Source organism: Clostridium sp., from assembly GCF_036781005.1.
Classification (GTDB): Bacteria; Bacillota; Clostridia; order Clostridiales; family Clostridiaceae; genus Clostridium_B.
The window spans coordinates 17,544-31,153 of the sequence record NZ_DAIQBT010000009.1; the positions used below are offsets into that span (position 1 = coordinate 17,544).

Here is a 13,610-nt window from a genome sequence, read left to right on the forward strand (position 1 = left end):
ATGCTGTTAAAATAACAACTATAAAACAAGCCTAAACTTCCAAAACTGGAATGAAGTGCGGTGGATAACAATTATTTGAGGTGAATCTTTTTATTTAAAAGTAGGACAATCCCTCTCCGAACCTGTCAACTAACTTCGTAGGCTAATTAGGGAGGATATTTATGAATTTAAAAAAAATTAAAATGCTGTTGTTTGCATTAACATTCTGCACACTATCTTTTACAAAGGTACACGCTGCTAATTATACAGTAAAATCGGGAGATTCTCTATTTAAAATAGGTATATTATTTAAAACCGATGCAAATACTATTATGAAAAATAATAATCTTAAAAGCAGTGACATATATCCAAATCAAGTCTTATATGTAGATTCTGATACATACACTGTAAAAACTTCAGACACCCTTTATTTAATAGCAAAAAAATATGGTATATCTCTTAACACGTTAATTGCTGCCAATAATAATGTGGACAAGTATATCTATCCCGGTGAATTATTAAATATACCTGCTGGGTGGATTTTTAAAAGTGCAAGCCCATCCACTCCCATAGTATCATATAGTGAGAGTGATTTGGATTTACTGGCCAGATTAGTAACTGCAGAAGCTGATGGAGAATCCTATAAAACTAAAGTAGCTGTAGCTGCTGTTGTACTTAACCGTGTTCAAAACCCAAAATATCCATCTACCCTAAAAGATGTAATATATGAGGTATCTGGAGGCTATTATCAATTTACTCCTGTATATAATGGCTGGATAGACAAGCCTGCTTCCCAGGATTCAAAAAATGCCGCTTATGAAGCACTCTACGGTTCCGATCCAACAAATGGTGCATTATATTACTTTGATGATAGTACTACAAATACCTGGCTCTGGTCAAAACCTATTGCTTTAAGGGTTGGCAAAATGATATTTGTATATTAGTATAATCCCAATACATAACCTCAATGAATTAAAAAAATTAAGGCATAAGTTAGTTTAATTTACTTATGCCTTTTATATATTATATCTCCAATAGTTTGAAGCAATTGGACAATTATTACAAGTATTATTACTGTATACACCATTATATCAGTCTGAAATCTATAATACCCATAATTTACAGCTACATTTCCAAGTCCCTCTCCCCCTACAGTACCTACCATAGCAGAATATCCTACTACACTTATAACGGTAAGGGTTATTCCAAGTACTAAAGATGACAGGTACTGCTAATGAAGGTTCCCAAAAAGGGAACAGAGAAAATTTTTTAAAAACCAAGCTTGATGCCCTAGTAGCCGCTGGCACTATCAGCCAGGCTGAAGAAACTGCTGCATTAAACCTATTAGTTTCTTCTTCAACTAATAGTAAGACAGGTAATGAAAATTTCTTAAAGAATAAGTTGATACCCTGATAACTGATGGAACTATCACTCAAGAGCAGGAAACAGCTGTTCTAAATCTTTTCACTTCTTCTACAACCAGTACTAAAAGTACAGAAACGGAAGATATAAAAAATTTACTTAAAACTAAACTCGATTCATTAGTAACTGCGGGAACTATAACACAGGATCAGGAAACTGCTATAGAAAATTTGTTTACTTTTAATAAAAATAAAGATTCTCAGGCTGAGAAAGAAAAATCTTCAAAACTCTTAAAAACTAAACTCAATACTTTAGTAACTGTTGGTACCATTACTGAAACTCAAGAAACAGCTATGATAAATAGCTCGACAACTTTTACTAATAAGGAATCACAAAATTAGAAAAAATATTTTAAATTCAATCTAAGAATCACTTATGAATAAACACTGCTTTTCAATTAATCGAAAGGCAGTGTTTATTTATGCCCTGAAATTAGTGCATTTAATATGTATATGATGCTGCCACTGGAGGAAAAGTAATAAATAAAACTACTGCAAATAATTCTAGAGAATCTGATACCGTATATGTTTCAGGACTTGAATAATGTGAAGTAATTAAAGTAGATAGAAAATAGCAAAAATTTGAAGTGCTAAGTTTCTGTTTCAAAATAACATACCCCAACTGTTCCCGGACCAGAATATACTCCAACTATGGGACTTATCTGCCCTATCATATGTATATCTTTTACATTAGGTAATTGTGAAATCATATCATAAACCCTATGTGCATCTCCTGCTGCATTTCCATGCACTATATACACATCACAAGGGCTTTTATCCAAAAATTGTTTACCCATATCCACCATTTTATTTAAAGAACGCTTTCTTCCTCTTACTTTATCATAAGTACAACAAACACCACAGTTATCATCAAAATAAACAATAGGCTTTATATCTAATATCTCTCCAATAGTACCAGGTATCCTTCCTATGCGGCCACCCTTTTTGGCATATTCCAAAGTACCAAAAACAAAAAAGAAATGCATTTTACTTTTTATTTTTGGGATGGTATCTACAATTTCATCAAAATTTTTACTCTGCTTAATAAGCTTGCCACACTCTTTTAAAATAATTCCTTCTCCTACAGAGGTGGATTTAGAGTCATATATATAGGTAGACAAATTTTTATGCTTTTCACTTATTATTTTCAAAGCATTATATGTACCTGAAAGTCCACTTGAAATAACTACGGCAATTACATGAGTATAATTTTCTTCTTCAAATTTTTTGTATATTTTTTCCATATATTCCATAGAAGGTAGTGAAGATTTAGGAATTTCCATTTTCATATTATCATATACTTCCTTTGGAGTAATTTCAACTTTATCTATGTATTCTCCATTCCCATATATAATTCTGAAGGAAAGAATATTTATATTATATTTATTTATAGTTTCCTCATCTATATCACAGGCTGAATCCGTTAATAATGCAATTTTCTCCATAAAAACGCCTCCACATATTTCTATCTACTTAGATTATAATATATCATAAAACATTATTAAAACTATATTAACAGAATTTTATATTACTTTTTAAGCTTATTTTAAGTTTTGTTAATGAAAATATACTTAAATGATTAAAAATACAATTCCAGAAAAGGAGATTCAAAAAGTATGCTTAAAATATTTTTCAAAAAAAATCTGCTTAAAGTTGTTCTAATTCTTTTAATACTATTATCTGCATTTTTGTGCATTTATAATGTAAAAAATTATACAGCCAATACTACTACCTCTGAGAACAGAATAGAAAAATTCAATCCAAACAACAAACAAAGAGATAACAAGCAAAAAACGCCAGGAAGAATTGATTCAAATATACCCAATAAAAACTTTTCATCAAATAATAACAAAACTCCTAATAATACAAAAATTCCTAGAGAAAAAAATCAACAGAGAGGTTCTATATCTTCAAATAACAAATATGCTCCCTTGCTTACTTTATATTTGATAATATTTTTTGCACTATGTATTACAGCCTTTTATTTTTGGAGTTATAGAGGACTAAAAATAAGCCGTGCAAACACAAAAATACTTATATTTTCACTTCTTTGTATAGGTTTATTTTTAAGGATCTCATTATCTTCAATTATGGAAGGATACAGCGGAGATATAAGTTTATTTAGAAGCTGGGCTTCTTCTGCTGCAAACAGTCTATCCCAGTTTTATGTAAATTCCAAATCAGCTGACTATCCTCCATTATATATTTATGTGCTGTTTTTAATTGGGAAACTGGCAAACATAAGCTCACTAACTTCTTACTATACATTACTTTTAAAATTGCCCTCCATATTAGCAGATATGGTAACAGCCTATATTATATATAAATTGGCTAAAAAGTATTTTTCTTTGGAAATGGGTATATTTTTAAGTGCTTTTTATATTTTCAATCCAGCTGTTTTTATAAATTCATCCCTCTGGGGACAGGTAGATTCTTTTTTCACCCTTATTTTAGTTCTATCTTTATTCTTTTTATCAGAAGGAAAATTGATTTTTTCATCCATATTTTTTACCGCTTTGGTACTTATGAAACCCCAGGGAATTATATTTTTTCCTGTACTTTTATTTGAACTCATAGCCAGAAAAAATTTAAAGATTCTTCTTAAATGTGCAGCTTCCTGTATTGTAACTGCATTAGTTGTCATACTGCCTTTTTCCTTTAATCAAAATGTACTATGGATTTTTAAATTATATAAAAATACTATATCAGAATACCCTTATGCTTCTGTAAATGCTTTTAACTTTTTTAATTTATTTGGCGGAAATTATAAGGAGAGCTCTACTACATTTTTTATATTCAGCTATAAGGTTTGGGGAATAATTGCAATTATAATAATTACAGCCCTTTCCTGGTATGTATATATTAAAAGTAAAAATAAAGTATTTGCTTTTTTCTGTGCACTTATCCAAATTTCAGGAGTTTTCACCTTTTCTACTGGAATGCATGAAAGATATTTATTTCCTGTGGCAGCATTATCTATTTTATCTTTCATATACTTGAAAGACAAAAGGCTACTCACATTGCTTATAGGATACACCTTCACAATTTACACTAATACTTACTCTATACTCTTTGGAGGATTTGGAAATACTGCTTCACATACCCTGGTAAGTGACGGAACCTGTATACTTAATATAATAATGTTTATATACCTTATAAAAATATTACTTGATATGATCTTTAGGGAAAGAGAATTTGGACCTGATTCTTTTGATATAAAATTTTATTAACTAAAAAGAGATGCTTCAATATAACCTTTGAAACATCTCTTTTCTATATTAAAATAGACTTTCTGGTGATTTGTATTCAAGGTTTAAACTATCTGCCACTGCCTTGTAAGTTACAAAGCCCTTATATACATTGAGACCTTTTAAAAGAGCCTTATCATCTTTCATTGCCTTTTCTACTCCTTTGTTAGCTATATCCTCTAAGTAAGGAAGAGTAGAACTAGTAAGTGCGTAGGTAGATGTTCTTGATACTGCCCCAGGCATATTGGATACAGAATAGTGAACTACGCCATATTTTTCATAACATGGATTGTCATGAGTAGTAGCCCTGTCTATAGTTTCTATAGAGCCTCCCTGATCAATTGCTACATCAACTATTACAGAACCTTTCTTCATGGTTTTAACCATTTCTTCTTTAACAATTTTAGGTGCTTTTGAACCTATTACCAGTACTGCTCCTACTAATAAATCTGCTTTTTTAACCATCTGGGCTACATTGAATTCATTACAGACCAATGTAGACAACCTTCCATTGAATATATCATCTATATAAACCAATCTATCCTTATTTATATCAAGTATTGTAACCTTTGCTCCAAGCCCCAGTGCCATTTTAGCAGCATTTGTTCCTACACTACCCGCTCCGATAATTACAACTTCTCCAGGCAGCACTCCTGGAACTCCACCAAGTAATATGCCGGCTCCCCCATTGTATTCTTGAAGTATATTTGCTCCTACTTGTATAGACATTTTTCCTGCTACTTCACTCATAGGAGTAAGTAATGGGAGACTTCCATTATCAAGTTGTACCGTTTCATAAGCTATAGATGTAATTTTCTTTTTAATTAATAACTCTGTAAGAGGTACATTAGCAGCAAGGTGAAGATAGGTGAACAAAATCTGATTTTCTCTAAAAAGTTTATACTCTTCTTCTACTGGCTCTTTTACCTTTACTATTATATCTGATTTTTTAAATATTTCCACATTTGTATCTATTATTTTACCACCAACAGCCTGATACTCTTTATCCTCTATTCCACTTCCAATTCCAGCTGACTTTTCTATCAAAACCTGATGTCCATCCCTTACTAGGGCATGTACTCCTGCTGGTGTTATAGCTACTCTGTTTTCATTGTTTTTTAATTCTTTAGGCACTCCTATAATCATTATATATTCCCCCTATTATTTAATTTGGTCAGGTATTATTGAATAGTTATTTTTAATTGTGGAAAGGGTAACTATTGTCTTAGTCTTTTGAACTCCTCTAATACATTTTATTTTATTTAAAACTTTTTCAAGAGTTTCTGTATTTTCTGTAATAATTTTCAATGCATAATCAAACTCACCTGCTAAATAATGACATTCAACAATTTCATTTTCGCCCTGGATTATCTCTATAAATTTATCAATAAATGTTGGATTTTCAAGACTCACAAACATTATAACCATGAGATTCTTATTAAATTTTTTATTGTTAATAATTATTGTATATTTTTTAATTAAGCTTGAAGCATCTAATTTTTTAAGCCTGTCACTTACTGCAGGTATTGACAGGTTAATCTTACTGCTCATTTCCGAAATAGAAATTCTAGCATTTTGCTGCAACAATTTTAGTATTTTAATATCAATATTGTCCAAACCATCACCCTCTTAAATTTATTAAGCAAATTATAATATATATATTAAAAAAATTAAATACTTTTTATATAATTACATAAAAAATAAGGTTAAAAATTTTTTAACCTTATTTTTTAATAAATATATATAAAATTGTACATTCAAGTTAAATACTTTAAGGGTTTTTAAATAAAAACTTAAAAAGTATTAACTGCCTGCAGGAATTTATCAATGTGTTCTTCTGTATGTTTTACATTTAAAAATATAGCTTCAAATTGGGAAGGAGCTATATAAATGCCCCTTTCAAGCATATGTTGAAAAAATTTAGCAAAAATGACTGTATCACATTTTCTTGCATCCTTATAATTTTTAACTTCTGAATCATTGGTAAAAAATATAGAAAACATAGCTCCACATCTATTTACTACCATAGGTATATTTCTGTCCTTTGATATTTGTTTTAAGCCTTCCTCTAATTTTTTGCCTAGTTTTTCAAGCTTAACATAATAACTAGGATTTTCATTTAGTTTCTTCAAAGTTACAAGTCCTGCAGCCATTACAATTGGATTCCCTGACATAGTTCCAGCTTGATACACAGATCCAAGTGGAGAAAGTTTTTCCATAATGTCCTTTCTACCCCCATAAGCACCACAGGGTAATCCTCCTCCTATAATTTTTGCCATAGTAGTAATATCAGGTTTTATTCCATATAAACTTTGAGCTCCCTTATAAGCAACTCTAAATCCACTCATCACCTCATCAAAAATAAGTACACTCTCATATTTATCACATAGTTTTCTAAGACCTTTCAAAAAATCCACTTTTCCTGGGATTACCCCCATATTTCCCGCCACAGGCTCTACTATAACAGCTGCAATATCGCTGCCAAACTTCTTAAAGATATTTTCCACATCTTCAAGATTATTATATTCAGCTATAATAGTGTTTTTTATACTGTCTTTAGGAACTCCTTCACTTCCGGGAATACCCTCTGTCATAACGCCAGATCCTGCTTCTACAAGAAAGTCATCAAAATGTCCATGATAACATCCTGCAAATTTTACTATTTTATTTTTCTTTGTATACCCTCTGGCAAGTTTCACTGCACTCATAGTAGCTTCCGTACCTGAATTAACCATTCTAATCATTTCTATATTGTCTACAGTGGTACATATATATTTAGAAAGCTCCAATTCAACTTTCGTAGTGGCTCCAAAGGATATGGCATCCTCACTGGTACATTTTATGGCTCTTACCACATCCTCATCACAATGTCCCAAAATCATAGGTCCCCAAGAACATACAAAATCTATGTATTCATTGCCATCTTCATCATATATGTAAGCACCTTTGCCTTTTTTTATTACAGGAGGATTTAGTGAAACATCCTTAAAAGCCCTCACCGGGCTGTTTACCCCTCCTGGCATATATAGTTTTGATTCCTCAAATATTTTATCATTTCTCATTTCATACTCTCCTACCTACTGTATTATTTACAGAATATTTTATTTATGAGTTTAAGACACTCTTCTTCTCTTCCCTTTAATTTTTCTTCTTTCATTACCTCTATTGCCCTGTTCATATAAAATCTTGCAGTACTTTCTATCATTGTTTTTACAAGAATATCATTATCTTTAGTATATTTTTTATTTTTAAATGTAGTTATTCTTTTGCTACATATTTCATCACCATAGCTTTTTATTTTTTGTATTTCAGGAGAAAGTTCATATAATTTTTCCCACTTAATAAATTCCTGTATATGATTTTCAAGTACATATCTATATTTTGCCATAGTTTCTTTTCTTATAATTTTATTTTTTTCATCTATGGTACTTATACTGTCAATATCATAAAGAGTCACATTACCCAAATCCAATACATCCCTATTGATATCTTTAGGCACCGCTAGATCAAATATGGTGAATTTTCTACAGGGAAGATCTCTCTTGGAAATTATTTTATCAGGTGCAGAAGTACAGCTTACAATGCAGTCTACATAATTATAATAGTTTTTTCTGTTCTTAAAAGGTATGAATCTAATCCTCTCATATTTATTATACAGATCATTGGTCTTGCTTAAGTCACGCACTGCAATATATATAATTTGTGCTCTCGAGTTATTTAAATACTTAAGTAATAATTTCCCCATCCTTCCAAAACCAATTATCATACATTTTTTAATATTCATATTTAGAATTTCTTTTGCCACTATTGAAGGAATGGAAACAGGTGTTTTATAGCTTTCACAAACATGCTTAAATTCTTTGCCACAGGCTAGTGCCTTTTGAAAAAGCTTTTGAAGCTTGCCTTTTATAGTTTTAGCTTTCACAGCTGCTTCGTAAGCTCTCTTAATCTGTCCTAAAATTTGATCTTCTCCTAAAATTTTAGAGTGAAAACCACAGCTAACTTCCATAAGATGTTTAACAGCATGTTTGTGCTTTACATAAAAAATATATGGTATAAACTCATACTCCCAACCCAGACCATAGAATATAGTATCAATAAGCTCTTTTTCTTGTAAATCTGAATCTACATATATTTCTGTTCTGTTACAAGTACTCAGAATCAATACATTTCCAGCAAGTTCATTAATGCACTTTAATTTGTCTTCTAACACCTCGGAAATAATAGAAAATTTTTGTCTTATTCCAATATCACATTGGCTTTTTATACCTATAAGTTGTATCATTTTATCAGCTCCAACATTTGCAATTACAAAATATTTACTTTGTTTCAAACAAAAAATCCTCTTAAACAAAATTATAACATATTGTAGGTATCCCCAAACAACTTAATATTTTTACATAAAATATTAAGTAGGCCTTAAAATAAAAGCCTACTTTAAAAAACTTCTAAAATATTATTTTACACTGTCTTTTAAATCATATAATACCTGTGAATTCATACCTTCTGGTCCACCACCACTATTTCTCTTACTACTGTCAGCTACATTATCCTTTTTATTGTCATATTTTGAATCTGTATTTTTATCATATCCAGGTATATTAAAATGCAGATATCCTCTTTTCTCCTTGGAATCTACTATGTTTTTCCACTGATTTTCCGCTACTATCTTACCATTTTTCTCTACCCAATTCATAATATCATCCATGGAACCTCTTCCCATTCCCCCTGTAAGTACATATCTAACTTCTCCATTTTTAACCATAGTTTTAAATTCATCTAAGGTAAGTATGTTATCAGATCCTGAAAAACCTCCTAGTGCCATTACCCCTTTGCCTGTTTCTAATATTATGCTCTGAGCAGAAGTTGCACTGGAAACTACAAGAAAATATTTTTCATTTATGATATTATTTTCAAGAAACTTTATCAGTTTATCATTATCACTACTCTCTGAACCTCTTCCCATCATAAAATCACCAGATTTACTATTTGATAGGAGCTCTAATCCTGCTGAAGGCATAGAACCATTCATCTTATGATTTACAGCAGCTCCAGAACCAATAGCAGGAGTTATTAGAATTCCCAGGAAGGCAAGTGTTGTTAATACTTTCACCAGCCTTATGCTCACATTTTGCCCTAAATTACTCTCTTTTATCAATTTATATACTATAAGTAGTATAGATGCTAGGAAACAAATGACTAAAGAGGCTATTATAATAGCTTTTACTGCAGAGGATATATTACTATAATAAGACAGCATTAAAAGCTGTACAAGACCATTTACAATAATGGAAACTGGTAATAAAAATGCTGTAATACTCCTGTTCCCATCCTTATAAAGCTTCCACATAGATGTAAGTCCTATTCCTGATAAAGCTGCAATGGGTGGAGCCATCATAGTTAGATAATACTGGTGAAATGTTCCCTTTGTATAACTAAAATACAAAAATTCAGGAACAAGCCATAAAATCCATAATATTAAATCCAATTTTTTTCTATTATTAAAAGGAAACTTCAATTTTTCCACTATCGCTCCTGCAATAAAGCCAAATATGGCAAGGGGTAAAAACCATACTATTTGATCTGATAAAACATTTTTGGAGAACAATCTTGTAATACTAGCTTTAGTTTCACCGCCAAAATTTCCTGCCATTCCACCACCCTGGTTACTTCTTACTCCTTGTACTCCCTCTGGTATTTTCATCCCCTCTGGAATATTGCCACTCCCACCTGGAAAATTAGCCATATATCTATTTTCATTACTTATTTCGCTCTGCATCCCATACTTATTCTGAGCTTCTCCCTGCCTTTGTTTTCCTCCCATACTACCCTTGCTGAATCTATCAAGTCCATTGTGTCCTATTATAAGTTCCATAACACTATTATTTGTACTACTGCCCACATAAGGCCTGTACTGCGCCGGTACAAAATCTACTATTATTGCCCAAGATAAGGATACTATCAAAAGTATAACTGTGCCCACAGCCAGGTGGACTATTCTCTTTTTCACAGGTATAGCTTTGGAAATAAGGTAGACTACGTATACTGCTGGTATAATCATATAGGCTTGAAGCATCTTTATATTAAAACCTATTCCTATAAAAATCAGGCTTATTATAAGGTATTTAAATCGTCCCTTTTCTGCAGCTTTAGAAAAAAATACACACACAATAAGAAGTGTCATGACCAAAAGATTGTCTATGGTGTTATTTCTGCTGGCTGCCACAAAAACCGGTGTAATTGCAAGGCACAGGGCTGAGATAGTTGCTGCTATATTTCCAAAGGATCTTTTTACAACATAATAAATAAGCCCCACTGATATAACTCCCGCAAGGGCTTGAGGAAATATTATACTCCATCCGCTAAATCCGAATATTTTAGCAGAAATAGTCTGAATCCAAAAACCTAAAGGAGGCTTATCAATAGATACAAAGCCTGTAGGATCAAAAGATACAAAGAAAAAGTTTTTAAAATTCATCATCATACTTTTTACTCCAGCAGCATAATATTCATTTCCATACCCTTCTATGGTCAAATTAAAAAGATTCAACACAGAAGATAAAACTAAAATTAATGCTATGAGAATATTTTCTTTTTTAAATTTTATATTTTTCACCTGTTCTTTCCTCCTTTAATTAAACACCCAGAGTTTATACAATAAAAAATTCACAACTTGAGCTATTAAGGTGACAATTACTTTAGATATATAAATATTTATACTAAAGTTATTTACTAAAAACCTCATGCACACTACAGTAATTGTAAGAGAACAAATATTAACTACAATAAATTGTATCAGTTCATAGTATACTTTCTTATTAGAAATTTTACTGGCAAATGTCCATTTTTTATTAAATATAAAACTATTTATTATTCCAAAGCTGTACCCTATAATTTTACTTAATGTATAATATATACCAAATAAACTTTCACATATAGTAAATACACAAAAATCTACTAAAGTATTTAGTATTCCTGTAGCAGAAAAACGGCTTATATATTTTAGTTTGCCATTAAAAATACGATTAAATATGGGGTATTTTGTTTTAGTTAATTGAATCATGATTTTTCTCAACCTTTCTATCATTTATAATACTTTCAATAATATAATTAGGTCTTCCCTTACTCTCATCAAAAATTCTCCCTATGTACTGGCCAATTATTCCCATACAACTTAGCATTACTCCAAACATAATTAAATCAATGGATATTAAAAAAGCAAAATTTATTATCTTTATTCCTCCCGTTAAATGTTTAATAATATCTACCACCATAATTAATATTCCTATAAAAAAAGATATTCCACCCAAATAGCCTGAAAAGGCAAGAGGTTTATATGAGAATGAAGTTATACCATCCAGTGCTAATTTTATCATTTTTTTAATAGGATATTTGCTGTTCCCTGCAAATCTTTCCTGTCTTACAAATTCTACAAAAGTCTGCTTATATCCAATCCAGCTTACAAGTCCTCTTACATACCTGTTTTTTTCAGGCAGTGAATTTAAAGTATTACAGACCTTTCTATCTATCAGCCTGAAATCCCCTGTATCCACAGGTATATCAACACTAGTCATATTTTTGAGAATTCTATAAAAAGTTTTAGCAGTAAATTTTTTAAAAAAAGATTCTCCTTCTCTTTTTATCCTTTTTCCATATACAACATGGTAACCTTCCTTCCACTTTTTAATCATTTCAAGAATAACTTCTGGAGGATCTTGAAGATCTGCATCTATTACGACTACTGCCTTTCCCGTAGAAACTTCCATTCCTGCAGTTATGGCACATTGATGTCCAAAATTTCTAGAGAAGTTAACAAGTTTTACATTCATATCTTTAACACATATTTGTTCCACCTTTTTCCGCGTAGCATCGCTGCTTCCATCATTTACAAATAAAAGCTCATAACTTTCTAACGTGGAATCCATTATGTTTTTTAATCTTTTATAAGTTTCATCAATAACCAGTTCCTCATTATATAGAGGTACTATTATAGAGTAAATAATACTTTTATACATTTAATTCACCTCATATCTAGTTTAATATAATTTTTATATTAAAACCTTAAAAAATACTTAAAAACACCATTAATAGATGTAAATTAACTTTGAACATACAGTATATAATTTCATAATTTACTCAAATATGTATTTTATGTTGTCTATATTAAAAATTTATCGTATATTATTATATAATATATAGTATTGTTACTAAAAGTTTTTCACCGATTTAAAATTTTCCAATTATGATTTTTATATGTACCTTATAACAAGGAGGAATTATTGTGAGACTACTTTTAATTGAAGATGAAATAATGTTATCGGAAGCACTGGTTTATATATTTAAAAAAAATAATTACACTGTAGATGCTGCCTACGATGGAATTAAGGGACAGGAAATGGCAGAATCAGATATATATGACGTAATAATATTAGATAGAATGCTTCCTGGAAAAGATGGCCTAGAGATTTTAAAGGATATCCGAAATAAGGGCATACACACTCCTGTAATTATATTAACAGCTATGGATTCTATAAGCAGCAGAGTAGAAGGCCTGGACCAAGGTGCAGATGACTATTTAATAAAACCTTTTTCCAAGGAGGAACTTCTGGCAAGAATACGAGCCCTTGGAAGAAGACATATAGATTTTATTCAATACGGAACAATACAATTAGCTTCTTTAACTTTCGATCCATTAAGGGGAGAACTTCAGTATAAAGAAAACAAAATCAAGCTTACCTTAAGAGAATCCCAACTATTAGAACTTCTAGCTCGCAATAAAAATCAAGTATTAACTAAAGATCAGATATTGGACAGGGTTTGGGGACCTGATTCTGATGTAGAAATGAATAACAATATTGAAGTGTACTTTTCCTATCTTAGAAAAAAACTTAGAAAATTAAATTGTAATGTTATCATAGAAACTATAAGAGGAATAGGTTATTGTCTAAAAGAGGTTTAAACT

The 13,610-nt window shown here is 30.8% G+C and carries 13 protein-coding genes, 1 pseudogene and 1 riboswitch; of the genes and pseudogenes, 5 read left to right on the forward strand and 9 right to left on the reverse strand.

The features are described from left to right. Nucleotides 1-18: 18 nt before the first annotated feature. A riboswitch (cyclic di-AMP (ydaO/yuaA leader) is annotated at nucleotides 19-159 on the forward strand. Between the two features lie 2 nt (nucleotides 160-161). Continuing rightward, nucleotides 162-923, forward strand: a complete 762-nt coding sequence (locus V7Q02_RS05300) for a cell wall hydrolase (RefSeq protein ID WP_333859963.1) — start codon at nucleotides 162-164, stop codon at nucleotides 921-923. 59 nt (nucleotides 924-982) lie between these two features. On the opposite strand, the pseudogene V7Q02_RS05305 reads toward V7Q02_RS05300, so the two are convergent. Then, nucleotides 983-1,189: pseudogene (locus V7Q02_RS05305) on the reverse strand (methionine ABC transporter permease); the annotation flags it as partial. 8 nt (nucleotides 1,190-1,197) lie between these two features. On the opposite strand from V7Q02_RS05305, the gene V7Q02_RS05310 reads away from it, so the two are divergent. Together V7Q02_RS05310 and V7Q02_RS05315 are read left to right on the forward strand one after the other, a co-directional pair. Further along, a complete protein-coding gene (locus V7Q02_RS05310) occupies nucleotides 1,198-1,392 on the forward strand; it encodes a hypothetical protein (protein WP_333859964.1) in 195 nt (64 codons plus the stop codon). Nucleotides 1,393-1,571: 179 nt separating this feature from the next. Then, nucleotides 1,572-1,742 carry a hypothetical protein gene (locus V7Q02_RS05315; protein WP_333859965.1) on the forward strand — a complete coding sequence of 57 codons (171 nt, stop codon included), beginning with the start codon at nucleotides 1,572-1,574 and terminating at the stop codon, nucleotides 1,740-1,742. A gap of 248 nt (nucleotides 1,743-1,990) precedes the next feature. On the opposite strand, the gene V7Q02_RS05320 is transcribed toward V7Q02_RS05315, so the two are convergent. Further along, entirely contained in the window at nucleotides 1,991-2,845 is an 855-nt protein-coding gene (locus tag V7Q02_RS05320; protein WP_333859966.1) for a DegV family protein, read from the reverse strand. 171 nt (nucleotides 2,846-3,016) lie between these two features. Between V7Q02_RS05320 and V7Q02_RS05325 the strand changes: the two genes are divergently transcribed. Continuing rightward, nucleotides 3,017-4,630, forward strand: a complete 1,614-nt coding sequence (locus V7Q02_RS05325; protein WP_333859967.1) for a hypothetical protein — start codon at nucleotides 3,017-3,019, stop codon at nucleotides 4,628-4,630. 48 nt (nucleotides 4,631-4,678) lie between these two features. Here V7Q02_RS05325 and ald read toward each other — a convergent pair whose 3' ends face one another. The 7 genes from ald to V7Q02_RS05360 all read right to left on the reverse strand — a co-directional run bounded on the left by ald (nucleotide 4,679) and on the right by V7Q02_RS05360 (nucleotide 12,663). Further along, nucleotides 4,679-5,794 (reverse strand): alanine dehydrogenase, encoded by a 1,116-nt coding sequence (gene ald, locus V7Q02_RS05330; protein ID WP_333859968.1) that lies wholly within the window; start codon nucleotides 5,792-5,794, stop codon nucleotides 4,679-4,681. Nucleotides 5,795-5,809: 15 nt separating this feature from the next. Then, complete coding sequence (locus tag V7Q02_RS05335) at nucleotides 5,810-6,265, reverse strand: Lrp/AsnC family transcriptional regulator (protein ID WP_333859969.1); 456 nt, start codon at nucleotides 6,263-6,265, stop codon at nucleotides 5,810-5,812. A gap of 176 nt (nucleotides 6,266-6,441) precedes the next feature. After that, entirely contained in the window at nucleotides 6,442-7,710 is a 1,269-nt protein-coding gene (gene hemL, locus V7Q02_RS05340) for a glutamate-1-semialdehyde 2,1-aminomutase (RefSeq protein WP_333859971.1), read from the reverse strand. Nucleotides 7,711-7,733: 23 nt separating this feature from the next. Continuing rightward, the gene (gene hemA, locus V7Q02_RS05345; RefSeq protein WP_333859972.1) at nucleotides 7,734-8,981 is read right to left on the reverse strand and encodes a glutamyl-tRNA reductase; all 1,248 of its coding nucleotides are present in this window, start codon (nucleotides 8,979-8,981) and stop codon (nucleotides 7,734-7,736) included. 123 nt (nucleotides 8,982-9,104) lie between these two features. Beyond that, a complete protein-coding gene (locus tag V7Q02_RS05350; RefSeq protein WP_333859973.1) occupies nucleotides 9,105-11,264 on the reverse strand; it encodes a glycosyltransferase family 39 protein in 2,160 nt (719 codons plus the stop codon). A gap of 15 nt (nucleotides 11,265-11,279) precedes the next feature. Then, nucleotides 11,280-11,711 (reverse strand): GtrA family protein, encoded by a 432-nt coding sequence (locus tag V7Q02_RS05355; protein WP_333859974.1) that lies wholly within the window; start codon nucleotides 11,709-11,711, stop codon nucleotides 11,280-11,282. Continuing rightward, on the reverse strand, nucleotides 11,695-12,663 hold the full coding sequence (locus V7Q02_RS05360) for a glycosyltransferase family 2 protein (protein WP_333859975.1): 969 nt from the start codon (nucleotides 12,661-12,663) through the stop codon (nucleotides 11,695-11,697). Before V7Q02_RS05360 ends, V7Q02_RS05355 begins: the two co-directional genes overlap by 17 nt. Before the next feature lie 266 nt (nucleotides 12,664-12,929). On the opposite strand from V7Q02_RS05360, the gene V7Q02_RS05365 reads away from it, so the two are divergent. After that, the gene (locus V7Q02_RS05365) at nucleotides 12,930-13,607 is read left to right on the forward strand and encodes a response regulator transcription factor (protein ID WP_333859976.1); all 678 of its coding nucleotides are present in this window, start codon (nucleotides 12,930-12,932) and stop codon (nucleotides 13,605-13,607) included. The last annotated feature ends 3 nt before the right edge of the window (nucleotides 13,608-13,610 follow it).

What these genes read in the sequence shown, in the direction of transcription:
- hemL (WP_333859971.1), bottom strand. Translation starts at nt 7,710, where the DNA reads ATGAGAAATGATAAAATATTTGAGGAATCAAAACTATATATGCCAGGA.
- V7Q02_RS05325 (WP_333859967.1), top strand. Translation starts at nt 3,017, where the DNA reads ATGCTTAAAATATTTTTCAAAAAAAATCTGCTTAAAGTTGTTCTAATT.
- V7Q02_RS05300 (WP_333859963.1), top strand. Translation starts at nt 162, where the DNA reads ATGAATTTAAAAAAAATTAAAATGCTGTTGTTTGCATTAACATTCTGC.
- V7Q02_RS05355 (WP_333859974.1), bottom strand. Translation starts at nt 11,711, where the DNA reads ATGATTCAATTAACTAAAACAAAATACCCCATATTTAATCGTATTTTT.
- V7Q02_RS05360 (WP_333859975.1), bottom strand. Translation starts at nt 12,663, where the DNA reads ATGTATAAAAGTATTATTTACTCTATAATAGTACCTCTATATAATGAG.
- ald (WP_333859968.1), bottom strand. Translation starts at nt 5,794, where the DNA reads ATGATTATAGGAGTGCCTAAAGAATTAAAAAACAATGAAAACAGAGTA.
- V7Q02_RS05310 (WP_333859964.1), top strand. Translation starts at nt 1,198, where the DNA reads ATGACAGGTACTGCTAATGAAGGTTCCCAAAAAGGGAACAGAGAAAAT.
- V7Q02_RS05320 (WP_333859966.1), bottom strand. Translation starts at nt 2,845, where the DNA reads ATGGAGAAAATTGCATTATTAACGGATTCAGCCTGTGATATAGATGAG.